Source organism: Algoriphagus jejuensis, from assembly GCF_039523455.1.
Classification (GTDB): Bacteria; Bacteroidota; Bacteroidia; order Cytophagales; family Cyclobacteriaceae; genus Algoriphagus; species Algoriphagus jejuensis.
Map to the genome: position 1 here is coordinate 41888 of NZ_BAAAFI010000043.1, position 23309 is coordinate 65196.

A 23309-nucleotide genomic window follows, 5' to 3' on the forward strand; every position below is an offset into this window, starting at 1 on the left:
ATAGAGATCGAGGGCAAGTGCTTTCAGCAGACCATCTTTCTGGCTGGAAAGTAAAACCAATCAATTTTTCGCAACTCCGAACATCAAAATATTTTCTGAGGGGTTTCAGTCCGTTTTCATTGCATAAGTAAGACGGATTCGCTGAAACCCAGACTTCCGAATTGCAAATTCGGAGAAGGAGAGGGTATCCAATATTCGTCTTTTCCTAAAACTCCTTTTCCCCGAATTCGCTTTTCACGAATTTTGTCCGGTTTTTTGACCGGTTGAGGGTGTAGGACAGGTTCAACAGCAACATATCTACTTCTTGGATGTAATTGGTCGTTGTATAGAATTCTCCCGGGCGATAGGTGGTGATGCGCTGTTCGTTGGTCTTGAGTAGCCCCATGTCTATATTTTGCCACGTGAAAAGAGCGGTCAAACGGCCATCGAGCCAGGACCGCTTCACTGTCAGGGAGGGAAGGTAGAAGCGCGAATCTTCTCCTTGAGCCGTTACCCTTTGAGAGAGATAGTTTAGTGTAAACTGGCTACTCCAGACTTTGGCAAAAGTTACGGTCGTGTTGAAGTTGAAGGAATAAACCCAGGCAGACTGATCCACCGGTCGGTCGTCAAATTCGCCTCGAATTTGATAGTAGTAGCCGTTGCCGCCGAGGTAGAATTTCCAGTTTTCCGTGAGGAAAGTCTCCGTTCCCAATTCGATTCCCGTCGAATGACTGGTGCCAACATTGGAGTAGATTCGGTTGAGGATCGTGTCGTTGTACACCGTATTGACCCGATTGACGAGATTCTCGATTCGGGTATAGTAGGCGGTTGCATAGAGACTGTTGTCCTTCCAAGTCTTGATCAGGCCCGCTTCTAAGGTGTTGACAAATTCAGGCAAGACCTCCGGGTCTCCTTGCTCGAGTGTCTCGCTGTGTTCCCGTTCCGGAAAAGGGTTCATCTTAAAAGTGGTTTCCCGCTCTACGCGTTGCGTAAAATTCAACTTGTACTGAAGGTCGTCCTTTGCTTGATAAGTAAGCGACGCACTGAAAAACGGGCGAACATAGTCGTAGAGGTAGGTGGTGTCCAATTGGCCAGTTTTATCCTGAAGGCGGAAGTCACGGTTCATCGCCTCTAATCTCACTCCGGCACCGTAACTCCATTTTTCCATCTTTTTATCCAGTTGCAGGTAGCCGCTGTGTATGACCCGGTGCAGGTCTACATCGGAGGAAAACTCCGGCACGATCTCAAAATCCCCCGTTTCGTTGTTTTTTCTTTCATATAGAAAATCCCCCACATGGTTGAGATAGCGAAACTGGTAGCCGGTCTGCAAGGTGCCCCAACGGCTAGGCTTGAACGTGTAGTCCAGATTCCACCGAATGCCGTTCAGCGGATTGTCGTTGGTGTTGTACTCGTCCTGATAGACGATGGAAAGATCCGGGTAGCCCAAGTTGCGGTTGACCGTCGGGCCGCCGAGCATGGTGTATTCATAGAGAAGGGAAGTGCTTAATTTTGATTCAGAGGCAAAGGTGTGGACATAGTCGAGGCTTCCGATCAGGAAATCACCGCGCCGGTTTTGATCATTGGCATTGAAGTATTGGAAAGGGGGCGTCTCTCCTCCGGGATACTCTTCGTGATTGTCATAATAGAGGATGTCCGCGGTTCTCAACTTGTCCCGAACTCCGCCATAAAACCCTAGGCTGAAGGAGTTTTGAGCATTTGGGTTGTAACCCAGCGTGAATCGACCGGAATAGTTGGTTTCGTTTATGCTCCTTTCACCCTCTGATGGGAAATAGGTGGTGGTATCGCCGTCAATGGTATAGACGCTTCCGACACGCTTCCCGGCAATGTCATTTCTCTGATAACTGGCTCCGAGCGAAAGATCCCAATCTCCCTTTACATAGTTGAGATTGAAGTCTCCTCCGTAACGTTGTTGGGGTTGGGCGTTGTCGTAGTTTTCGATGGATGGGAGACCTATCTTCGCATTTATTTGGAGGAAAAGTCCATCAGCCGCACCCTTCTTTGTCGTGATGTTGATGATCCCGGCTTTGCCCTCCGAGTCGTATTGAGCCGACGGAGCGGAGAGCCACTCCACTTTCTCGATGCTGTTTGCCGGTAATTGTCCTAGAAGCGTCATCGGGTCACCCTGAGTCGGGCGTCCATTGATCATAACTACAAAGCCGATATTCCCACGAATAGACAAGGTGCCTTCCCCATTGATGGCCACACCTGGCAGATTTCTTAACACATCCGTTCCGGTGCCGCCCTGCGCTACTTCGAAGCTTTCGGCAGAGAAGCTTTGTTTTTCAGGCTTGAAGTCTGCAGTGATCCGCTGTCCATTGACATCCACGGCCTGAAGTGTCTGTGCATCGGGCGAAAGTTGCGTCTCGCCCAGATCAAGCTTTTGGTTTTTGCTTAGCTCAAACGAGGGGATAGTTTGCGTACTGAAACCCAAAAAACTAAGATGAACGTAGTAGCCCCCTGGATCAAGGGAAGGGATCAAATAGCGTCCGTCGACATCTGTAATTCCGCCGGTGACGAGGGTAGAATCTCCGGTTCGGAAGACTGCCACGCTGGCAAATTCCAGGGGATCGCCGGAGGTTCGATCCGTTAGTTTGCCGAAAATCTGTCCCTGTCCAAAACTTGAAAAGGTGAATACTAAAAAACAGATGGTAAAAAAGGTAAATCTCATGGATTAAAGATACGTGATAGAGCGTGTTTGTCTTTTGGGAAAAAGACAAAAAGTGATCGTCGGCAAAATAGTAGAATTGCTGGTAAATAGCGATGTTTTTGAAAATCCAGGTGATCGCATTAAGTAGAAGATTGCTCCTATTCTAAAAGCATTTTTAGCAGCAAGTAAAACAAAGAAGGACAAAGAAGGCATCCTAAGCCGGTGTAAAATGTTGCCGTTACTGCGCCATAGGGTACAAGTTTGGGGTCAGTCGCTGCCAGGCCTGCGGCCACACCACTCGAAGTACCCATGATTCCGCCAAAAGCCATGGCTGCTCCGGGGTTGTCTAGCGCTATTGTCTTGGCGAAGATGGGGGTCAAAATGGTGACTGCGATAGTTTTAACCACGCCAGTTCCAATACTCAATGCGATCACCTCTGAGCTTGCCCCCAGTGCCCCTCCAGTAACCGGCCCTACGATATAGGTGCAGGCTCCTGCGCCGATGGTGCAGAGGCTGATCACGTCCCTATAGCCCATCACCCAACCGAGTGCCACACCCGAAAAAAAGAAGATGCCGATTCCAAGAATCAGGGAAATCAATCCAAGGAGGCCGCTTTTTCGAATCAGGACAAAACTGGCACCGATCGCCGTAGCGACAATAGCAAAGTCCCGGAACATTGACCCTCCCAATAGAGAAAGCCCCTGGAGAAGCGGCAAGTCCGCGAGGCCTTTTTCTCCCCCAGCCCAAACTCCGCCCAAATAGCCAAATACCAAAGCGAGGAAGATGGCAATGGCCGATCCCGGAATGCGGGCGTTGAGGATTTTTTTGGAGAAAAGGTCGCATAGCCAGGTCAAAATACCGACGACCAAAAAGGCAACGATCAATCCATTTTTGCCAATTACTTGAGCCAATTCGTTCATTGCCTGGCTGGGTTCAAGTTTTTCATCAAGATCTTGAAAACCCAGAAGGCCAATAGAACCGGAATGATCCCTGCTAAAATAGCCAGCCAACCGGAGGATAGGGCGGACTTGACGTCAAGACTGGCGGCCATCGCGATGACGACCGGGATGTAGAGCTTATTCCAAAACTCAATTCCAAATTCCAGCTCACCATTCCACCAGCCTTTTTTACTTAAAAACTCCTTTGATAGGAGCAGAAAGATCATTGCGAATCCCACTCCTCCCACATTGGTATTGATTGCTAGCCAAGCACCCAATAGTTGACCGCACCACATGCCCAGAATAAATGAAAACGACAACACCGCTAGGCCTTTGATCATGGTTGTTGGACGGTTAAAAAAAGGGCCTTTAACTCATTTTTGACGACTTTTCCCATGGCATTGCGAGGCAATTCCGCCAAGACCAAATAGTGCCGTGGAGTCTTATAAGCTGGTATTTGTTCGCGTATCCACTTGCTAAGGAGCTTGAGATCCAAGTTTTCATCGGTGACTAAAACCGCGGATATGAGCTCGCCCCATTCTTCATTTGGCATACCGACCACTGCACAATCCTTGATGGCTGGGTGTTTGCGAAGGACTTCCTCGATCTCCAAAGCCGAGATTTTGTAACCGCCTGATTTGATGATGTCAACCGAGTCCCGACCGAGAATCCGGAAATATCCTTCGTCAAGCACCGCAATATCGCCGGTCTTGAACCAGCCATCTTGCGTAAACGATTTGGCTGTTGCTTCCGGTTTTCCCCAATATTCCTTAAAGACGGAGGGGCCTTTGATTTGAATCTCTCCCGGCTGTCCCGGTTCAATCGGTGCGTTTTGTTCATCTACCAGCCGGACATCCACCCCGGGTAAGGCTTGTCCGATGTGACCTGCACGTCTTTCTCCGACGTAGGGGTTGCTGATCGCCATGCCGATCTCGGTCATGCCGTAGCGCTCAAGCAGGTAGTGGCCTGAGATGGACTTCCATTTTTCCATCACGGAGACAGGCAGTGCTGCCGATCCCGAAACCATCAAGCGAAATTTTTCCATCGCGCTGAAAAGCAACCTTTGATCTGATTCTGAATAGGATTCAAACTCCGATATCAACTTGAAGTAGATGGTTGGGACGGCCATGAAGACGTTCAGCTTTCCCTCCAAAAAAATCTGAAATAACGTTTTTGCATCAAAGGGATGCATAAATTCCACCGTGGCTCCAGCCCAAAGTGCAGAAGAAACGACATTGATAATCCCGTGCACGTGGTGGAGTGGTAGCAGACAAAGCGTATGATCCTCGGATGTCCATTTCCATGCAATAATCAAGGTGCTGATCTGCGCCTCTATGATAGCATGTGTAGTCAAAACACCTTTGGGCAAACTTGTGGTACCGGAAGTGTATAAGATCATGGCGCCTCGATTTGGATCGATCGTTGGTAAATTGAATGGGTCACTCTCAGGAATCCCTTCTGAAAGGCGAACAAAGCGAATGCTGGGATCTACTGCGTAAGGAGCCAACAAGTCTTCATACTCGGCGCCAGTGAGTATGATTTCGGTACCGGTATCTTCGATCACATATTGGAGCGAAGGCAAAGGGTAAGAGGTGCAAAGCGGAACGGCAATTCCTCCTGCCATCCAGATTCCCCATTGAGTTGAAACGTAGTCAAATCCCGGAGAAACCATGTAGGCAACCCGTGAATCGTTCAAATCGATTTTTCCATTGAGCAAGAAAGCAGCAATCGCTCGGGCTCGCTCCGTCAGAGAGCGATAAGTATAGGTGTTGTCCTGATCTACAATAGCGATCTTTTCGGGGTTTTGAAGCGCCTGGTGGAAAAGTGAATTCATAGCTTGGCCTTGTTTCCGGGAATTTAACCCAGATTTAGAATTTACGTTTTTTGCTTGGGCTAAAATAATGCGGTTTGGAGTCTACGATATTTCGCCGCAATGATGAAGTAGAAAATAATAGCGACAATTGATGTAAAAGCAATTTAGGACGCTTCACGTAATTAATGGCATCTGTTTGCTCGAAGAACAGTCAGGGATTGTTTCCATGTGTTCAATTTTTCAATAAATGCAAATTCCAGGCAATTGGAAATCTTGTGTGCCTTGGTTGGGGGTAGTAGGACAAAAGCCAACGGTTGATCTAAAACAGCGTCTAAAACTAAAAATCCAGCCTAGAGCTGGATTTCAATTAATTTATTGACGAGGTGACACTTTCTTCGGTGAGGACGAATGCGTGTGTTTGATCGATTTGTCCGGCAGGAATGTTGGGATCTTTTTGGAGAAGTCTAGCCAACATTTCAGCTTTTTCCGACCCGGTGATGATCCAGAGGATTTCCGAAGCTTGGTTGATCAGTGGATAGGTTAGCGTCATCCGTTGGCGACCTTGATAGGGGTGATTAGTTAGGGCCACATTTTTGTCCTGTACTTCCAAGACGTCATCGCCGGGTACCAGGGATGCAGTATGTCCGTCGGTACCCATGCCCAGATGGACTAAGTCAAGCCTCCCCGTGCCGGTGATTTTAAGAATGTGTTCAGCATATTCTTCACACGATTGCTCTAGGTCCTCGGCGGTGACACCCATGGGGAAGACATTCAAGCTGGTAATTAGCTTTGTGTTTTGAATCGAGTTGAATAGTTGAGTCAAGTTTCTCTCCGGGCTTGCATCGGGAGCAATTCGTTCGTCGACCTGAAACAAAAACACCTTTTCCCAAGGCAAATCCTCCTCAGCCAGTTCCCTGATCATTTCCCAAGGCGTGCGGCCTCCGCTGATGGCCAGCGTGAAGAAGCCTTTCTTGGCTACTTGTTCTCTGATTCGAGTAGCGATGAGTGCGGCGGCCTCTTTGGCTACCTCACCTGCAGATTGAAAGGTTCTTATCTCCATTTATCTATTTTTTGGTTACAACCGGGTTGTTCCATCCACCAAGCGGAAGGATCTGTTCGTTGACAATGTCTGGTCCCCAAGACTTCACGTCATAGGAATAGACCGGGTGATCTGAGGAGAGGTATTCGTCCACGATTTTCCAAGCTTCCTCTACATAATCTTGGCGTGCAAAGTGGGTTGGATCGCCAGCCATCGCGTCTGAGAGGACGCGTTCGTAGGCTTCTTTTTCGTTTGGAAAAGGAGTGGGGTTCCCGTGTACTTCTGACAATACAGAGGACATGTCCTCGCCAGGCGCCATGATCAGCATTCCGAATGCCACCGTTACGTCAGGACTGATTCTGAACCGGATATGATTGGGTTGCGTGGCGATGGTCGAGTAAGCGGAAGGCAGATGCTTGAATCGAACCAGGATTTCGGTTGAAGTCACCGGTAGGTTTTTTCCGGCACGGATATAAAATGGCACCCCGTCCCAACGAGGGGAGTCGATGTGCATTCTCATGGCTGCAAACGTTTCGGTTTTCGAGCCTTCTTTGACAGCTTTTTCACCAAGGTAACCCTCGTACTGTCCGCAGATGACATCCTGCGCCCGGAGTGGTGCGATTGCTTTCAATACTTTTACTTTCTCATCGCGGATAGATTCGCTGTCCAGTGCTTTGGGTGGCTCCATGGTGAGGTTGCAGAGAATCTGAAAGAGGTGGTTTTGGATCACATCTCGGATAGCGCCGGTGACGTCATAGAAGGCACCCCGACCCTGGATTCCAAAATCCTCCGCCATGGTGATTTGGATGCTTTCGATGTGGTTATTATTCCAGACTGGTTCCAAAAGAGAGTTGACAAAACGGAAAAACACGATGTTATTCACAGGTCTTTTACCCAGATAATGGTCGATACGGTAGATGGAGCTCTCGGCAAATTTGGCGAGGAGAACTTTATTCAGTGCTTTTGCAGATTCGTAGTCCGTGCCAAAAGGCTTCTCGACAATAATTCTGGCACCTTTGGCGCAGCCGGACTGATCAAGTTGCGCGATAATGGTGGGGAAAAGAACAGGGGGAATAGCCAGGTAGTGCGTCGGGTTGTTGGCCTCGCCTAGTGCCTCTCGAATTCTTCTGAAGGTCTCCTGATCGGTATAGTCACCACCGACGAAGGCAAGGAGGCTACAGAATTTTTCGTAGGATTTTTCTTCGTACTGTCCGTGTTTTTGAATACTGTCTTTTGCTCGGGCCCGGAGTTTTTCGAGATCATAGTCTCCGCGGGCGACACCAATGATTGGAGAGTTTAGATTTCCCCGTTTTACCATCATGTGGAGAGCAGGAAAGATTTTTTTGTAAGCGAGATCACCGGTAGCACCGTAAAAAACCAATGCGTCTGATTTGACTTGAGTCATGGATGAAAAGATGATTGCAGAGTATAGATTTTAGGGGATTCCAAGTTGGCAAGGAATCCTGTTTTCGGATTGAATGTTGATTTCTGGAAATTAGTTTCCAATCGGTGTCAATACTTGTAGGATTTTTCCCAAAGTCTGAAGCCTCCGGTAAATGCGTTTTTGTTGGATCCCATCACGCAGTCTTCGGGAATGTCTTCGAGGAGTTTGGAATTCCCCCCGCCCAGCACGATCTGATCTGGCTGAAAGCAGCGTCTGAAATGTGCTATGGACAAGTAAACCATTTCCTTCCAGCGTTTTTTACCCATTTTTTTCATTGCGTCATTGCCCACATGGGTCTCAAAGGTGCCTTGCTTAAAGGGCATATGGCCACCTTCAAGGGGAAGAATAAGCTCTTCGAAAACAAAAGCGGTACCGAGTCCGGTACCAAAGCCCATGAAAAGTAGTTTTCCACCTTCGTAACTGCCCAAGGCCTGCATCGCAGCATCGTTAATGATTTTTACGGGACATCCAAATGCCGCTTCAAAGTCATATCCTTTCCAGCCTAAGCCCATATTGACGGGGTTTGCTGCAATTTTCCCCTGTTTAACTACGCCCGGAAAGCCGATCGAGATCACATCGTAGTTCCAATCCTTTGCTGCTTCTACAACCAATGGAACCATGTCCTCTGGAGTGAAGTCGGGCCCTGAGGGTATTTTGATACGTTCGGGTTCGTCGGTTGCGAGTATTTTGATGTTTGATCCTCCGATGTCAATTACGAGTACTTTCATCTTGTGTAAATAGGTGGTTAGGTTTGTGCTTTTAGTTGGAGCCTTGGCAGGCTTTTAGTTGGAGTTTTGACAGGGTGATTGTCGGGCTCCAGGCAAAGTTTTGTTTTAACATTAAGATTTCCGGCAGAGCAAGTCGGATATTCGGATTAAAGATACGCAATACTTTTACTAGAACAGGTTAAACTATGGGGCTATTGAAGCGAAAGCCCCAACGATTTTCCGTATTGCAGGTGTGTTTTCAATCGATCTGAGGGATGGGATGCGGACGGTTTCACGCGTCAATTTAATTTTAGTTGAAAATGGTATTCTATGGTTAAATGACGCCCAATTTCATTAACGATTTGTTTTGGCTGAGCAATATAAGAGGTAAAAACAATTCATTCGGCTGTATTCCAGTGATCGCTATGGTCTATTGCGGTTTGTAGACTCGGAAGGCCCCAGCCAGAAGCAGTTAAATCTTTTACAACAAATCTGCGTAACAGCCTCTAAAAGTGAATTCTGTAGTCGACGCTCAAAAGGTGATCAGCTTGAAGTGGTAGTTGGATTGTTCCTTTTTGTTACTACAAATCTCTTTACTCAGATGATAAAAAGCCTCCAGCAATTGTGCATTGTGCATTTTTCCGGCATCCACTGCCCTGTAGCCAATGAGTTCGATCAGCCTTTTGACTCGGTTTTTTTCGGGAATACTATCGCCACAGTAGTAGGTCTCCTTTATGATTCCCATGAGGTCCGATTCCGGATAATCTACGCCTAGATTATTGAAGGCCTTGAATACAGGGATGTTTGGAGCAATCTTCAATATCTTAGCTGTGTTTGCGTTGGCGAGTTGTTGATTGTAGGCTGCGTTGGTGCAGTCAATGATAATTTTACCACCTAAATCAACGTTTTGAAGTGCACGGCAGACTTCTTCGAAGTTCTCATTGTAGCAACAGATAAGTACAATTTCAGATTGGATCAGTGCTGATTCGAACGGACAAATTCTATTGTAGAGCCGGTTAAGCATTTTCCAGTCATTAGCTTCTCCGTCAAAATCGTTGGACACACCGAAAACTACCAAAAGACCGGCTTCCAAATATTTCTTTCCCAATGTATAGGCTAGCGACGTGCCGCCAAGAATACCAAGTTTCATAGCCTATAAACTGTCCAATCATGCATTTAGTTTAGTTCCGAGTCCAAAAGCCTACGGGTGTGAGAGATTTACGCGTTTTGGAATGGTTGAAATGATAGAAAAAATAAGTTATTCTGTTTGGTTTTCAAAATTTAATTTTGAACAGTTTATATATCGATACTATTGATAGCTGGAATTTCTTTTTTTATAAAATTTGGAATTTGGGTTTTTATTAAAACTTAGGATTATCACGTATCGAAACTTGAGTTAGAACCGCTGGTTTTTTTCAATCGTCGGATATGGGTTGCGCAGGTATGGGTAAGAATCAGAGCAAGCTCAACTTATTTTGGCGTTCATCTTCGGGCTTGCAGAGCGTTTAGCCTGACCATTTTAACCTGGACATAGTTAGGAGTTTCTATTCCGGCAAGCAGCCTTGAAAAGCAAATTCAACTGCTTCACTGCGCTTTCACTTGGGCCTTATGCAAAAGTTCTCCAAACACTTCAAATCAACAAACGACGGAGCCTTCTCTTGAGTACCCACTGGTCATCAACCCCACTAATATGTCCTTGTCAACTCAGAATCTAGAACTTCTTGAGGTGATATGGTATTTCGAGAACCTCAGAAAAAAAGGTTTTTTGATCATAATCCAACAGTATAATGCCTAAGAGAGATTCTGCCTCACGTAATTCTACCAATAACCGATTTTTCTTGGTCAAGTTGACTGCGTTTTCTCCGGGCGTGAGGAAGATCGATACTTCAGTTGTGCTCAGCACAGGTGACGGGAGGCCGATGTTGGGTATTTGTTATTGTTGAAAATTTCCATGGCTCGTTCAATCCGGCTACATGCAAAGTAGCGTATATCCAAAAAATGAAATTAAAAAAGTTGTATTTCAATTCCTCTTAGCAGTTTTTGCAACTAGTGCCATGCTCCTTAGTTGCACCAAGGTCTTATTCGGACAGGCTCTCGATATTTAAAAATTTTTCAGCTTAAAGCCTTTTTTTTTCTTTTTCAGGCCCTATCCCGAAATAAAAATTTTTTTCACAAAAATGTATTTCATATTAAAAAAAATGCATCTTGCATTTAGATTTGAGACCGAAATAGTGGCTTAAAAAAAGCCAAGCTCATCTTGATTTTAAGGATATGAACAACGAATCAGAAATTTCAAGCTACCGCATTTTCAAAGGACAGCTGATTGAAGTTCCCAAATATGGAGGTACAATCGTCAAAAACTTGAATCAGTATGCTTGTTGCCTTAAACGAGATTTTAAATTATTTGAGAAATCGAGGGAATCTATTGTTCTACCTTTCCTTGATGGAATTTCGGGTGTGTTTTTTACAAGAAAATGGGCATTCCTGGGCAACCACGAAATTCAAGCCAGGAACAATTGTACCCTAGTGGTGACCTCAGTTTTTGCTTCAGGAATAATTATGCAACAAAACCACCCTTGGTTGAACTTCAACTCAGAGCGGTACATCAAATTTTTTAGAGAGCTTAAACGACTATGGTATGGATATTTTTTAAGTGATCCGGTTAAGAGAAAACACATCGCTGTCAGCCAGCATCAGAGATATCACCCAAAAAACTCACCTAAACACTTAACCCATGTCACTAACCATTGAGAAGTACATTTCTATAATGAACTATAAGCAGGAGAAGGATTTTATCATACACTCGTACTCGCTTAACTATCTCGACTCTGTTCAGGTTTACTCCAAGAGGTTTTTCGATTTGCTGCTTTGCGTTCTTTTTCTGTTGACTGTCGGCTGGTGGATTTTCATTATTATTTCCATTTGCATCGTTGTGGACTCGCGCGGACCGGTGATATTCAGGCAATTGAGACATGGTAGAAACAATCGACCTTTCTATTGCTATAAGTTCAGGACGATGAAATTTGATCCTACCACAAAATTCTACCAAGCTCAGAGAAATGATCCTAGAATTACGCGAGTAGGGTATTACTTGCGGGCAACAAGCATGGATGAGCTGCCGCAAATTTTCAATATTTTGCTGGGTGAAATGTCAATTGTCGGTCCAAGACCTCATGCGATTCCTATGAACCGAGTTTATTCTGAAAAAATTCCATGGTTTATGTGTAGGCATGTGGTAAAACCAGGGATAACTGGCTTAGCTCAAGCAAAAGGATTTCGTGGAGAAATCAGAACCCAAAGAGACATTAATTGTCGTCTTACCTATGATTTGTTTTATATTAAGAATTGGAGCTTGCTATTTGACTTTAGAATAATCCTTATGACGATAAAGTGCCTGTTGTTCAACAATAAGAATGCTTACTGATTTTGTAGCAGTTTTTAAATCGAACTTGAGATAATTCATTCTTTTTGCCTTTTCCTAATTCGGATTTTGCAGGGTAATCGAGTTTCCTGTCCCGAACACCAAAAAGAACCATGGCACTGGCGAAGCTTTGGTTCTTTTTATGGTCTGTGCTTCCGGCTATTCAGCGGTAATGGATTGATTATCTGAGGGTAGTTAAACCACGAACGGAAGGGAGATGGATGCAAACGTCCTCTTTCCTAAAAAAATAGAGTTTACTATCCTAGAATGGTAGATCAAAGGATCCGAGTCTGAGGTGGCAGTAAACAGAAGTTTTATATTGCGGTTTGAAACTTCTCATTTATACTGCAGTGTATATATTTTACCGTCAAAACTACAAATGTATAACTCCTGATTTTGGTCGATGCCAAAGGAGGAAATATTAAATCCGGCTTTCAACAGTTCTCTATTTAATGGGCTTTCGGGATTACTGTTGTCTAAACTCCAAATCCGTCCAGTAGCGAAATCAGCATAGATATACTGGCCCTCCAGTTGGTTTAAGGTGGCCCCACGGTACACAAAGCCACCGGTAACCGACACTCCTTCGGATCTGCCATACTCCCAGATTGGCAACTCCAAACCGGTTTCGTTGCAATCGGATTTGAAGCAGTTGGTGCCTTCCATGGTGTTCCAGCCATAATTCCCGCCTTTGATGATGATGTCAATCTCCTCGTAGCTGTTTTGTCCTACATCAGCTGTCCAGAGCTGGCCGTTTTTGGGGTCAAAGCTGAATCTCCATGGATTACGGAGTCCATAGGCGTAGATTTCTGGTCGCGCTCCTCCGGCACCATTGACGAAGGGATTGTCCGACGGAATACCATAGTTTTTGGCTCCCTCGCTGGTGTTCACGTCGATGCGGAGAATACTACCCAACAGGGTGCGCAAGTTTTGGCCATGACCCTGTGGATCTCCTCCGCTACCACCGTCGCCTACCGCGATATACAGGAAGCCGTCTGGGCCAAAGGAAAGCTGTCCGCCATTGTGATTGGAATAGGGTTGCTCAAACTCCAGAATGACCAGTTCGCTCGTTGGATCGGCTTTGTTCGGGTCAGACGCGGATACTTTAAATCTCGAAATGACAGTTCTGTTTGGATTGGCTGCGGTGTAGTTGACGAAGAAGTAGCCATTCGTTTTATACTGCGGATGAAACGCCAAACCCAGTAGCCCTTGTTCATTGCCCCCGTCATTCACTTTGCTTTCTATATCGAGAAAGGTGGCTTTTTCGACCACCTGCGTCTCATTTTTGAAAACAGCGATAACCCCGCGTTGCTCGACGACAAAAAGCCTGTCGCTTCCATCTCCAGCATGCTGAAGATCAACAGGTCTATTGAAAGACAGCTGTGGAAAAGCCACGGAAAGTTGGAGGTCCGTTGGGAGAGAAGGATCTGCCGGATCATTTTGAGCGCAGGCGGCCAATGAGGCAATCAAAAAAAGGAGTATAAAGGGGGAAGGGAGGCGTGAATTCATATCGATTAAGGATTATTCTGTGAGAGAATCTCGTTTTCGGACCGAATCCATTTAAGGGTAATCTCCCAAACGGCAAAGCGCCCTAACGTATATTTTCTTTTACGGCATAATAACGATGCTGGTTAAATCCTCAATCGACCTTGGGCAGATTATGACAGAATAGAGCTGCAGGAAAATCCAGATTCTATTATGCTATCTCAGGCATACCGTCGCTGCCAAATAGATCATTTCTCCGGGTGATTTGTTATCAATTTTCAGTGCGACATCGATGCGCTTATTTGGTTCGATTTCAGATCCTTTCAACTCCATTTCTGCCAGTTTCCACGCCTCTTGAAATTGTCTGTCCGTTTCTGCAGCTTCTTCATTTTTTCCCTGAGCCATCAGGGCGACGGTCAAGCCGGATAGCGCAAAGCCGTTTTTTGGCCAGTTATCGAGATCCTCGCGGTAGGCTTGTTCCGCATTTGCAAAGTCGCCAGTCTCGAGGAAGAGGTTGCCGAGAATATGCCGTACAGAAAAGAACCAGTCGGGCGGTTCATTGTAATTAAGATTATCTTCAATATGAATTGCTTCGGCAAGCAATTTCTTGGCTGCAGCATCCTTTCCCTCATTCGTCAATATTTTTGCCTCCAATACGTTGGAAGCAATTTGGCAAACCTCTGTCACCTTGTTGATTCCCCAGTTCATTTGATCCGCGATTGTAGAATCCTTGCCCAAGATCTCAAGTTGCTGCAACTGGAGCTTTGCTTTGTCATTTTCGCCTTGCTGGGCCAGCGCCATTCCTTGGGCATAGTGCCAGATTGCCCTCGGATAGATCAGGTCGTCTGCGGGCTGGGGTAGCGATCTGATTTTTTCCCATTGGGCAAATTTTATAAGGATGTGGTAGGGGATGGTCATGTAGTGTTGTACCATTTCGAACCCCGGTTCGTGCGTGTAGGCTGGATCGACTAAGCTGGCTGTTTTGAACGACGCCTCGATCGAACGGGAAGCTCGCCCCTCAAAAGCGGCCGTAGCCGCGAGAAAGTGGTAGTTGTGGGTAAAGTACATCTGCGGATAGTACCCCTGCGCTTTGCACTCGGCGATGTAGGTGCTATCTGCAAGTACCGCTTTTTCGTTTGCGATGGAGCCTTCGTGATAGTCCCCCGTATTGATGTAGATGTGTGAAGGCATGTGGACGAGATGGCCTGCTGAGGGTACCAGATCCTTCAGTCTTTCCGATACTTGAAGCGCTTGATCAAGCTTTCCGCTTGCTTCCGTGGCATGGAGATATAGGTGGTTGGCCAGTGGGTTTTCAGGATCTATGGCAATGACGCGTTCCAAAAGAGCGACGAGCCCGGGAGTCCAGGGGCGCGGGGATCCACCTCGCTTTTCGTAGAAGTCCCACGGGTGGAGATTCATGACAGATTCTGCGTAAAGGGTGGCCACGAAGGAATTTTCGGGAAATTCCTCGTGAGCTTCACGCATTGCGTCTGAGAAGGCTTGATCGTCGCAAGTGGTGGAGGAAGAGGGAAATTTGATAGCGATGGCATCGATCACAGCTCGTTCCCAGGCACTGGCTTGTTCACTCAATCGAACGGCTTCTGCGACCGCATCGCGGATTTCATTGATCGTTCCCATGTTTGACGAAGAGTTGAAATTGGGTCCGAGCACATAGGCAATGCCCCAATATCCCATCGCAAAATCGGGATCGAGGCGGACAGCTTCCCTAAAGGAGCGTTCTGCCTCCGCATGGTTGAAGTTATTCGCCATGATGACTCCCTGATTGAAAAACGTCTGGGCATCAGGTGATTTGGTGGTTACATTTACTTGGTACTCCCCGATATTTTTGAGTAAAGGAGCCTGAAATGTTTGGGGCTTCGGTTTGCAGGCGGTAAAAAATACGCAGCAAATCAAGATGAAAAATACTGTTTTCATGAGCTTGAGGATGGAAGGATTGGGTGCTGAAAAAAATCGATGTAAGCCTAAAACTAGCTCCCAATTAGGCGCTATACCGATGACACGGCTGCGTAAGATGAAACCTGCCGCTCTATATTTTGATGGCGGAGACTCAAAACAACTCTGTCAAAGAAAGAAATTTTGTTGAAAAATAAAAGTGGAGAGAGGGCTTAAGATTTTATATATCAGTAAAATAGGAAACGATTCCTATGAAAGTCACTTCTCTCTTCGCCAATATTTAGTCGCTGTTGACCTGAAAAAGGGCCTACTGCGCTAGGAGCTTAGCTTGATGCCCAAGCGCTCATGCCACTGCGGTAGCGTTTCGTAGATTTTGTCCAACGCCAGCATTTGATCCGTCGTCAGAGGCGTGTTTTTTGATCGGCAGATCGGTAGGATGGGCACGCCTCGCTTTTGCAGAAAGTATTTTGCGCTGGTGGGGTAGCCCTGAGAAATGATGGAGTCGGCTCTGGTGAGCTCAGACTGAAGCCACTCGACGTCGGCTTGTTTTGCTGGATCGCTCGCGTTGGCACACATCCAGGAGAATAGTTCAGGGTAGAGATTTCCAGCGATGCATGACATGCCGCGAGCTCCCATCTGTAGCGAATACATCGTATTTGGTGTATGGGCGTCATAAAATTCCAGAGGACTGTCGTCGGTGATAGCCAGTTTTTCTTCGATTTTGTCGAGATCCAGCGAGGTGTCTTTATGGTAGATAAAACGCTTTGATGAAATCATAAAGCGCATGACTTCAGGTGTGATAATTCTTTTGTAGGGAGAGGGGCATTCGTAGGTGCCCAATGGGATGTTTCCCGTAAGGCTCAGGAACTTTTCAAGATTGCTGATTAAAGTGGTATCGTCCTCGTTTTTCGCAGCAAAGTGACTGGTAATCAAGATCACGGCGTCGACACCGGTTTCATACATCCTTTTGGTAAAATCCGCCTTTTCCTCAATCGTATCTCCAAAAGAACCCGTAGCCACCACCGGCACTTTGCCTTTCACTTGATTGACCACATGGCGAGCCAATGCCAGACGCTCGTCATTGTCGAGATGATACATTTCGCTGCTCAAGCAGTTCGCAAAAAAGCCTTTTGCACCACATGCAAGGTAAAAATCAGTGAGCTGCGTCAAGGCCGCAAAATCAATCTTCAAATTTGAGTCGAAGGGAGTGAGCATCACCGGCACAAATTTCTTTTCGCTGTCTTTCAAGATGTCGGCATTCGGTTTCAATTTTGGCTGGGGCAGCACCGCAGAGAGCAACTCTTGATTGAGTCCCATCAAGGCGCTGAGGGACAGCGTACCAATTGAGAGTTTTTTCAAAAAAATCCTGCGTGTGTAGTGGTCGAATGTATTCATAGGGGGTTGGGATTCTTGCAACGGCGGGTCACAAAGGAGACGGAGTATGGGTTTTACTATTGGGTGAGTTTCTGGCGACGCTCCATTACTTCTCTCCAGGTGGTCAGGATGATGCCCTTTTCTTCGATAAAGGCCTTTAGGTCAGCAGATACCATAGCATCCAGGTCTGCCTGTCTTGATCGGCCCGAACCAGAGATGGTATCGAAATTTTCGTTGTGCGTCGTGCTGTGAACAATGATCATGGCCAAGCCGGGCTGCATCTTGTCGAGGATCCGCTTGAACTGCTCGACTTTGTATTGTGCGTGCTCTTCTGGGGTATAATTTGATTTTTCTGGCTTCCAGTCCCCGCTGATGCTATGGAGATCATCCAAGACCGGCAGTCCCAGTGCCCAGATTTGCTCGCCGATTGCGGTAGTCTGGCTCAGGAGGGCGGGTTTGGGAAGAGCCATGCCCTCGGTATATTTTCCCTCGGCTTTCAGTTTTTTCACAACTGGCGCGAGCTGACTTTCCTCCAAGAGCACATTGTTGCCTCCCGGAAACATCACCGGAATCTCGTATTCGGCTCCCAGTTGGATGTATTTTTTCAGAAATTCCGGGTGTGCAAAGACCGTCCCCATGTGGGAATCCAGGTGAGTAGGGCGGATGCCCATGCTGAGAGCACGGTCGATTTGGGCTTTGAGCTCGATGTAGACCTCCTCCGGACTGGCATGTGCGACGACTTGTTCGACCGTATGCCAAAATGAGCCTTCGGGATCGTGGAGTCCTGGAACCTGGCTTTTGCCCGCCAGCGGTTCCCATCGATAGCCTTTCCACTCCGAGGTCAATACCAAGTGCAGGCCTGCATCGATCGGTCCCTTGTCCTTGCTTTCCCGCATAAAAGTCCCCGCCCAGGGACAGGGCATCATGACGCTGCAGGAGGTTGCGATACCACCGGCAAGGGACTGAAAAGTGCCCTTATTGGACTCCAGGGACATTCCGGCATCGTCTACGTGGAAGATGACGACTTTTTTATCCTTTGGCCAGCCGAGCTTCTCCGCGTAGGTCTGCGCCTGGAGCGAAGATGCAGTCAAAGCTAAGGCAAGCACCGAGAGCAAAGCGCGCAGGGATAAAGGGGGCTGAATGCCGGTTTTCATGGGGCAAGTCGGTTAAAATTTCTTTGAGGGATACGTATTGAATACTGGAAAACTGGGCAAATAGGCTAATCTCGGGGTGCGAAAAGTGAAAAAAGAGATTGATAGGAGGGATTTGAACCTCAATATAGCCCGGTCGAACGGAGGAGATTTAGATCTTCTTGAACTTTTTGACCCAATTGGTCATGATATCAATGACGTCGGAAAAAGTGAGCGCAGTTATCTCTTTTGGATCGTAACCTTCCCCTCCGATCATCTGGTTATAATACATCAGAAACTCATTGAAGGCAGAGAAAATAAGCTTGTGTCTGGGAACTGCCTTCCGCTGGCCTTGGGACTTTATCCAGTCTCGAATGGCTTTGATGATCAATTCGGGGTCGTTCTGGTGCGACTTTATGTCATTGCCGGATATGTCGGAGAGGAATGTCTTGTAACGGTGCTCTTCTTTTTCCAAGATCAGAAACCGCTTGGTTCCATATTCTGGGATGCCTGAATATCTAAGTCCAAAATCGATTCCCATTTCAAATGCCATGTTGAGACGCGCAGCTGCGTCAGTGGCAAGCGGGTCAATCCGCGAAAGATCATGGATGGAGAGGGGAGAGGCAACCATCAAGTCTTTGATTTTGAGAATTCTCACCTGCCCAGAATCGGAAGTTTCGGCGATTTTTGGCTTGAATCCGAGATAGATCAGAACAAAAAATATCCCCTTCAACAAAGGATAAAACTCGTTGTCAAAGGGGCAATTGATGAATACATTTTTGGTGTCCATCATTCCATCTTTTCAATGGAAATATCTCCAACTTTGGGGTGGACGTAAACTTTGCTGACATTTTTTAGCTCGTGGATAGCCTTCATGGCAGCCTCTTGACTGGATGCGGTCTGGATTGTTTTCTTAGAACCTTCCCGCTTGATTACCCAGCCTTCACTCATCTCTACTACGTGCACATGGTCTTTATGGAATTCAATCGATTCCATAAATTTTTTCTTCAAATCACCACTTATGTCTTTGGTACTCATTGCGATCAACGTTTGAAAATGAATATACGGATTTTGCTGCGTATGTAGATATAGAACGCTTGGGTGATTATTTCAGCCTCGCGCTTGGGCACAAAAAAACCACAGCCGTTACAGCTGTGGTTTTTTACCTTCAGTGCAGGGATGCTTATTTTCTCGCAATCGCTGCTTTGGCAGCCTTCACGATATTCTCCGCATTCAGGCCGTATTTTTCCAAGAGTTGAGTAGGAGTGCCAGACTCGCCAAAGCTGTCATTGACACCTACATACTCTAAAGGAGCTGGATTGTGGCGGATCAGCGTCTGAGCGATGCTGTCACCCAAGCCTCCGTTGATCTGATGCTCTTCGGCAGACACGGCACAGCCAGTCTTCTTCACAGATTCCAAGATCGCTTCCTCGTCCAAGGGTTTGATGGTGTGGATGTTGATCACTTCGGCGGAGATGCCTTCCTCGCGAAGCATGGCTTCAGCTACAACAGCTTCCCAAACCAGGTGGCCGGTAGCGAAGATGGTCACGTCCTTGCCGTCGATCATCTTCCAGGCTTTGCCAATCTCAAACTTCTGATCTTTTGGAGTGAAGATAGGCCAGCTTGGGCGACCAAATCTCAGGTAAACAGGACCTTCGTGCTCGGCGATTGCCAGAGTAGCTGCCTTGGTCTGGTTGTAGTCGCATGGATTGATCACCGTCATGTGAGGGAGCATCTTCATCATGCCGAGGTCTTCTAGGATCTGGTGCGTGGCCCCGTCTTCACCCAAAGTCAAACCGGCGTGTGATGCGCAGATCTTGACGTTTTTGTTGGAATAAGCTACGGATTGACGGATTTGGTCATAGACGCGTCCGGTAGCGAAGTTGGCGAATGTACCTGCGAATGGAATCTTGCCGCCCAGTGCCAAGCCTGCCGATAGGCCGATCATGTTTGCCTCAGCAATGCCGGTCTGGAAGAAACGCTCAGGAAATTCCTTTTGGAAGTCTCCCATCTTCAGGGAGCCGATGAGGTCAGCACAAAGCCCGACGACATCTGGGTTTTTTCTTCCTGCTTCCAGGAAGCCGTCACCGAAGCCGGAGCGGGTATCTTTCTTTTCTGTATAGGTGAATTTTAAGTCTAAGCTCATGATAAAGTCTTTTGGAAGGAGGAATTAATAGTCGCCAAGGGTTTCTTCAAGTTGGCCCAAGGCATTGGCCAGTTGCTCGTCATTGGGAGGGGAGCCGTGCCACTTGTGTGTGCCTACCATGAAGTCCACGCCATAGCCCATTTGGGTATAGAGTAGATTCATCACCGGTTTGCCTTTTCCGGCTAGGGATTTGGCAGTTTCGAGACCTTCCAACACCGACTTCATGTCGTTTCCTTCTTTGATTTCATTGACTTCCCAGCCAAAAGCTTCCCATTTTGCTCGGAGATTTTTGAGATCCAAGATCTTGGATACCGGCCCATCGATCTGCTGGCCGTTGTAGTCGATCGTCGCGATGATATTGTCCATCTTATGGTGTGCAGCATACATTGCGGCTTCCCATACCTGGCCTTCCTGAAGTTCACCGTCACCCATCATAACATAGACCAGACGGTCATCCTTGTCGATCTTCTTGGCTTCTGCGACTCCAATAGCTACAGAAAGTCCCTGACCCAAGGATCCTGATGCTACACGGATACCAGGAAGATGCTCATGCGTAGCCGGGTGACCCTGAAGCCTGGAGTTCAGTTTTCTGAAAGTCTTCAGCTCTTCCACAGGGAAATAGCCACTGCGTGCGAGCACAGAGTACCATCCAGCAGAGAGGTGGCCATTGGAGAGGAAAAAGAGATCTTCGCCCTTGCCATCCATCTTGAAGTCGGGATTGTGGTGAAGCTGGTCAAAGTACAGTGCGACAAAGAATTCGGCGCAGCCGAGTGGCGCACCTGGGTGGCCGGACTGCACCGCATGCACCATGCGCAACACGTCCCTGCGGAGCTGTGTCGCGACTTTTTGGAGTTGTTCGATTGGTTGTTTTTCCATTAGGTCGGTTTATTTTAGGATTTGAGCAGTATGGTTTTTGGATTCGACTTTTTGGATGATCTCTGTGATTTTGCCCGCTTCGTCGATGACAAAGGTGGTGCGGATCGTTCCCATGTAGGTTTTTCCAAAGGTCGTTTTTTCACCCCACACTCCATACAAGTTTTGGACTTGCTGCTCCGGATCGGAGATGAGTGAAAAGGGCAAAGACTGTTTTTTGATAAAGTTACGGTGTGATTTTTCGCTGTCAGAACTCACCCCGAGCACGATATACCCGGCTTTGAGCAAGGCTTCGTGATTATCCCTCAGGTTGCAACTTTGTGTGGTGCAAGTGGGGGTGTTGTCTTTTGGATAAAAGTAAAGGACCACCTTTTTGCCGCGCAGGGAGGAGAGTTTCACCAGGTTGTCGTTTTCATCTTTGGCTTCAAAATCGGGGGCCATCTGGCCAACTTCTAATGACATTTTACTTCTCTTTAGTTTAAAAACTCAGGCAATCGTCCCTTTCCATTCGGCGACATTTCCCGCCATGTCGGTCACCCTGAGGACAGCGGCTCCGCGAAGGACTTCTCCGTCGAGCGTTTCCGACCAAATCACGGCTTGTTTATGCTCGTACCGCATCAGCACCCACTTGCCATCCACAAATGCTTCGAAGCTTTTGATGCCGGATAGATTGTCCTTAATGGTAAACCTCATCCCTTGGGAATTGGCGCGGATCAAGTTGATGCTCGGTTTCACGTCGTCTACGGCGAGGACAAAACTACCAAAATTTCTGGTTTTGAAGCGGATTTGTCCACCTTCCCAGTCTCCTCCTGCAAAGGATCTTGAACCATTTGGCGAGCGGAGATAAACGTGAGTTTTACCTTTATTTCCAGTATACCCGCTTACATCCCAGGTGACCTCGATCGGATTCCAGAGGTATTCGGTGGTTTCCTGCAATCTGAGGACAGGATTTGAAGAGGATCCTGAAAAACCAACACGCAGGTACAGATCTTCCAATAGACTGTTATCGTCCGTTCGGACGGTGAGTCTGTCGGTGGCGTGCAGGTGCTCTTTTCCCAAAGGGAAATGGCCGAAAAGCTCAGGGTCGAGAATCTCTGAACAGAGGTCAACTTTAGAAGGGACGCCAAATCGCAAATCCCACAAATACGTTCGAGTCTGGGCGTCTTGGTAGGCAGGGAGGATCTCATAGACGGTATTTCCTATGAAAAACTTCGCCAAGCCACCCTTGTCGGTCTGTGCTACACGGATCTTCATATGATGGTTGTAGTAGCTAGTTTGCGCTTTGGCGGGTGCTACACCATCTGAAATAGTAGAATCCAAATCAGTGCCGGTCAAAGTCAGGTTTACCAAACGAGCGTTGCTATAGGCGTCGGAAAGTTTGATCTGAATCGTTTCCTTTTGGCCGGATTCTACGACAAACACACCCGTCCCCGGCGTTTTTGGAGAGATATAGTCAAACTTTAGATTCGGTTGGAAATAGAGTTTGGTAAAGCGATTGAGATGGGTATGCAGCAGAAATTGCCTGGAGTAATTGAAGTCTACCTTGTCAATCTTCAACGTGTATTGGATTCCACTATCACTAGAAACCTCAAATTTCGGAAATCCGTTTTGATTGTTCGCACCGTCCAGCTTGTCGTAGCTTTGGATTTCCAGACCGACTTTCCCTGTGACTTTGATTGTCTCTGGGACCCGATAACTCGCTCCACTGAGTACAGGAGTGATTTCCAGACGTTGGAATTTCCCGTTGACTCGGCTATCAATCTCCAGCGGGACGATGGCGATCTTTTGCGGAGTAGGAGGGATATTGTCCAAAATCTCGGTAAAACCCGCCAATAGTGGATCCATCGCACGGTCCAAGCTGTCTCGAATTTCGAAGTGTAGGTGAGGGCCACCAGAGCTTCCGGTGTTGCCGCCGTTTGCTATTAGCTCGCCTTTTTTTACGCTGAGTTCTCCAGGGTTTGGAAAAACCTCCAGCTCATTTGCCTTAGCCTCGTAGAGCTTCTGTCGCATCCAAGCCTGAAGCTTTGGGTTGAAATTCCTCAAGTGACCGTACAGCGTAATGTTACCGTTGGGATGCTTGAGATAGATCACGTTACCGTAGCCGAAAGAGGAAATTTTGATTCGATGAACCCATCCGTCTGCCGCTGCATAGATTGGTTCGCCCTCACTTCCGCCAAACTTGTAGTCCAATCCTGTGTGAAAGTGGTTGGGTCTAAGTTCGGAAAAGTTGCCGGATAGAAAGTTCCTGCCACCCGGTTTCACGGGAGAGCGGAAATACCCTTTTTGGATTTCTTGCGAAAAACCTCCAAATGTCGTACTGAGACCGAGAATTAGTACTAGGGAGAAAAGCTTAATTAACTCCAATACTTTAAAGATTGCTT

20 protein-coding genes are annotated in these 23309 nt (G+C 47.1%); 2 read left to right on the plus strand and 18 right to left on the minus strand.

What is annotated here, in order from left to right; translation table 11 throughout:
- Positions 1-205: 205 nt before the first annotated feature.
- From ABD031_RS17055 to ABD031_RS17090, 8 genes are all read right to left on the minus strand, one after another.
- On the minus strand, positions 206-2668 hold the full coding sequence (locus ABD031_RS17055) for a TonB-dependent receptor domain-containing protein (RefSeq protein WP_343853684.1): 2463 nt from the start codon (positions 2666-2668) through the stop codon (positions 206-208).
- A gap of 137 nt (positions 2669-2805) precedes the next feature.
- Positions 2806-3567, minus strand: a complete 762-nt coding sequence (gene madM / locus ABD031_RS17060; protein ID WP_343853686.1) for a malonate transporter subunit MadM — start codon at positions 3565-3567, stop codon at positions 2806-2808.
- Entirely contained in the window at positions 3564-3926 is a 363-nt protein-coding gene (locus ABD031_RS17065; RefSeq protein ID WP_343853688.1) for a malonate transporter subunit MadL, read from the minus strand. Before ABD031_RS17065 ends, madM begins: the two co-directional genes overlap by 4 nt.
- Entirely contained in the window at positions 3923-5419 is a 1497-nt protein-coding gene (locus tag ABD031_RS17070; protein WP_343853690.1) for an acyl-CoA synthetase, read from the minus strand. Before ABD031_RS17070 ends, ABD031_RS17065 begins: the two co-directional genes overlap by 4 nt.
- Positions 5420-5765: 346 nt before the next feature.
- Positions 5766-6458 carry a 6-phosphogluconolactonase gene (gene pgl / locus ABD031_RS17075; RefSeq protein ID WP_343853691.1) on the minus strand — a complete coding sequence of 231 codons (693 nt, stop codon included), beginning with the start codon at positions 6456-6458 and terminating at the stop codon, positions 5766-5768.
- A gap of 4 nt (positions 6459-6462) precedes the next feature.
- Positions 6463-7842: a glucose-6-phosphate dehydrogenase gene (gene zwf, locus ABD031_RS17080; RefSeq protein ID WP_343853692.1), complete on the minus strand. Its 1380-nt coding sequence runs from the start codon at positions 7840-7842 to the stop codon at positions 6463-6465.
- Positions 7843-7949: 107 nt separating this feature from the next.
- On the minus strand, positions 7950-8609 hold the full coding sequence (locus tag ABD031_RS17085; RefSeq protein ID WP_343853694.1) for an ROK family protein: 660 nt from the start codon (positions 8607-8609) through the stop codon (positions 7950-7952).
- A gap of 511 nt (positions 8610-9120) precedes the next feature.
- Positions 9121-9738, minus strand: coding sequence for an NADPH-dependent F420 reductase (locus ABD031_RS17090; RefSeq protein ID WP_343853695.1), 618 nt, complete (start codon positions 9736-9738; stop codon positions 9121-9123).
- A 1121-nt stretch (positions 9739-10859) separates the two neighbouring features.
- Here ABD031_RS17090 and ABD031_RS17095 point away from each other — a divergent pair.
- Positions 10860-11339 carry a hypothetical protein gene (locus ABD031_RS17095; protein ID WP_343853696.1) on the plus strand — a complete coding sequence of 160 codons (480 nt, stop codon included), beginning with the start codon at positions 10860-10862 and terminating at the stop codon, positions 11337-11339.
- A 16-nt stretch (positions 11340-11355) separates the two neighbouring features.
- On the plus strand, positions 11356-12012 hold the full coding sequence (locus tag ABD031_RS17100; RefSeq protein WP_343853761.1) for a sugar transferase: 657 nt from the start codon (positions 11356-11358) through the stop codon (positions 12010-12012).
- A 333-nt stretch (positions 12013-12345) separates the two neighbouring features.
- Here the strand turns inward: ABD031_RS17100 and ABD031_RS17105 are convergent, their stop codons facing one another.
- The 10 genes from ABD031_RS17105 to ABD031_RS17150 form a co-directional block, all read right to left on the minus strand.
- Positions 12346-13515 (minus strand): PQQ-dependent sugar dehydrogenase, encoded by a 1170-nt coding sequence (locus ABD031_RS17105; RefSeq protein WP_343853697.1) that lies wholly within the window; start codon positions 13513-13515, stop codon positions 12346-12348.
- A gap of 192 nt (positions 13516-13707) precedes the next feature.
- On the minus strand, positions 13708-15426 hold the full coding sequence (locus ABD031_RS17110) for a tetratricopeptide repeat protein (RefSeq protein ID WP_343853699.1): 1719 nt from the start codon (positions 15424-15426) through the stop codon (positions 13708-13710).
- 294 nt (positions 15427-15720) lie between these two features.
- The gene (locus tag ABD031_RS17115; protein ID WP_343853700.1) at positions 15721-16800 is read right to left on the minus strand and encodes a dihydrodipicolinate synthase family protein; all 1080 of its coding nucleotides are present in this window, start codon (positions 16798-16800) and stop codon (positions 15721-15723) included.
- A 56-nt stretch (positions 16801-16856) separates the two neighbouring features.
- A complete protein-coding gene (locus tag ABD031_RS17120; RefSeq protein ID WP_343853702.1) occupies positions 16857-17933 on the minus strand; it encodes a polysaccharide deacetylase family protein in 1077 nt (358 codons plus the stop codon).
- Between the two features lie 148 nt (positions 17934-18081).
- Positions 18082-18702: a hypothetical protein gene (locus ABD031_RS17125; protein WP_343853703.1), complete on the minus strand. Its 621-nt coding sequence runs from the start codon at positions 18700-18702 to the stop codon at positions 18082-18084.
- Complete coding sequence (locus ABD031_RS17130; protein ID WP_343853705.1) at positions 18699-18947, minus strand: DUF2188 domain-containing protein; 249 nt, start codon at positions 18945-18947, stop codon at positions 18699-18701. Before ABD031_RS17130 ends, ABD031_RS17125 begins: the two co-directional genes overlap by 4 nt.
- 145 nt (positions 18948-19092) lie before the next feature.
- Complete coding sequence (locus ABD031_RS17135) at positions 19093-20055, minus strand: transketolase family protein (protein WP_343853707.1); 963 nt, start codon at positions 20053-20055, stop codon at positions 19093-19095.
- Positions 20056-20079: 24 nt separating this feature from the next.
- Entirely contained in the window at positions 20080-20931 is an 852-nt protein-coding gene (locus ABD031_RS17140; RefSeq protein WP_343853709.1) for a transketolase, read from the minus strand.
- A gap of 9 nt (positions 20932-20940) precedes the next feature.
- The gene (gene bcp, locus ABD031_RS17145) at positions 20941-21390 is read right to left on the minus strand and encodes a thioredoxin-dependent thiol peroxidase (RefSeq protein ID WP_343853710.1); all 450 of its coding nucleotides are present in this window, start codon (positions 21388-21390) and stop codon (positions 20941-20943) included.
- 24 nt (positions 21391-21414) lie between these two features.
- Positions 21415-23292: a M23 family metallopeptidase gene (locus tag ABD031_RS17150; RefSeq protein ID WP_343853711.1), complete on the minus strand. Its 1878-nt coding sequence runs from the start codon at positions 23290-23292 to the stop codon at positions 21415-21417.
- Positions 23293-23309: the final 17 nt, after the last annotated feature.

Coding starts and splice junctions, on each gene's coding strand:
- zwf (WP_343853692.1), bottom strand. CDS start 7,842: ATGACTCAAGTCAAATCAGACGCATTGGTTTTTTACGGTGCTACCGGT.
- ABD031_RS17120 (WP_343853702.1), bottom strand. CDS start 17,933: ATGAAAACCGGCATTCAGCCCCCTTTATCCCTGCGCGCTTTGCTCTCG.
- ABD031_RS17055 (WP_343853684.1), bottom strand. CDS start 2,668: ATGAGATTTACCTTTTTTACCATCTGTTTTTTAGTATTCACCTTTTCA.
- madM (WP_343853686.1), bottom strand. CDS start 3,567: ATGAACGAATTGGCTCAAGTAATTGGCAAAAATGGATTGATCGTTGCC.
- ABD031_RS17100 (WP_343853761.1), top strand. CDS start 11,356: ATGAACTATAAGCAGGAGAAGGATTTTATCATACACTCGTACTCGCTT.
- pgl (WP_343853691.1), bottom strand. CDS start 6,458: ATGGAGATAAGAACCTTTCAATCTGCAGGTGAGGTAGCCAAAGAGGCC.
- ABD031_RS17135 (WP_343853707.1), bottom strand. CDS start 20,055: ATGAGCTTAGACTTAAAATTCACCTATACAGAAAAGAAAGATACCCGC.
- ABD031_RS17115 (WP_343853700.1), bottom strand. CDS start 16,800: ATGAATACATTCGACCACTACACACGCAGGATTTTTTTGAAAAAACTC.
- ABD031_RS17095 (WP_343853696.1), top strand. CDS start 10,860: ATGAACAACGAATCAGAAATTTCAAGCTACCGCATTTTCAAAGGACAG.
- ABD031_RS17065 (WP_343853688.1), bottom strand. CDS start 3,926: ATGATCAAAGGCCTAGCGGTGTTGTCGTTTTCATTTATTCTGGGCATG.
- ABD031_RS17140 (WP_343853709.1), bottom strand. CDS start 20,931: ATGGAAAAACAACCAATCGAACAACTCCAAAAAGTCGCGACACAGCTC.
- ABD031_RS17085 (WP_343853694.1), bottom strand. CDS start 8,609: ATGAAAGTACTCGTAATTGACATCGGAGGATCAAACATCAAAATACTC.
- ABD031_RS17110 (WP_343853699.1), bottom strand. CDS start 15,426: ATGAAAACAGTATTTTTCATCTTGATTTGCTGCGTATTTTTTACCGCC.
- ABD031_RS17130 (WP_343853705.1), bottom strand. CDS start 18,947: ATGAGTACCAAAGACATAAGTGGTGATTTGAAGAAAAAATTTATGGAA.
- ABD031_RS17070 (WP_343853690.1), bottom strand. CDS start 5,419: ATGAATTCACTTTTCCACCAGGCGCTTCAAAACCCCGAAAAGATCGCT.
- ABD031_RS17105 (WP_343853697.1), bottom strand. CDS start 13,515: ATGAATTCACGCCTCCCTTCCCCCTTTATACTCCTTTTTTTGATTGCC.
- ABD031_RS17090 (WP_343853695.1), bottom strand. CDS start 9,738: ATGAAACTTGGTATTCTTGGCGGCACGTCGCTAGCCTATACATTGGGA.
- bcp (WP_343853710.1), bottom strand. CDS start 21,390: ATGTCATTAGAAGTTGGCCAGATGGCCCCCGATTTTGAAGCCAAAGAT.
- ABD031_RS17125 (WP_343853703.1), bottom strand. CDS start 18,702: ATGATGGACACCAAAAATGTATTCATCAATTGCCCCTTTGACAACGAG.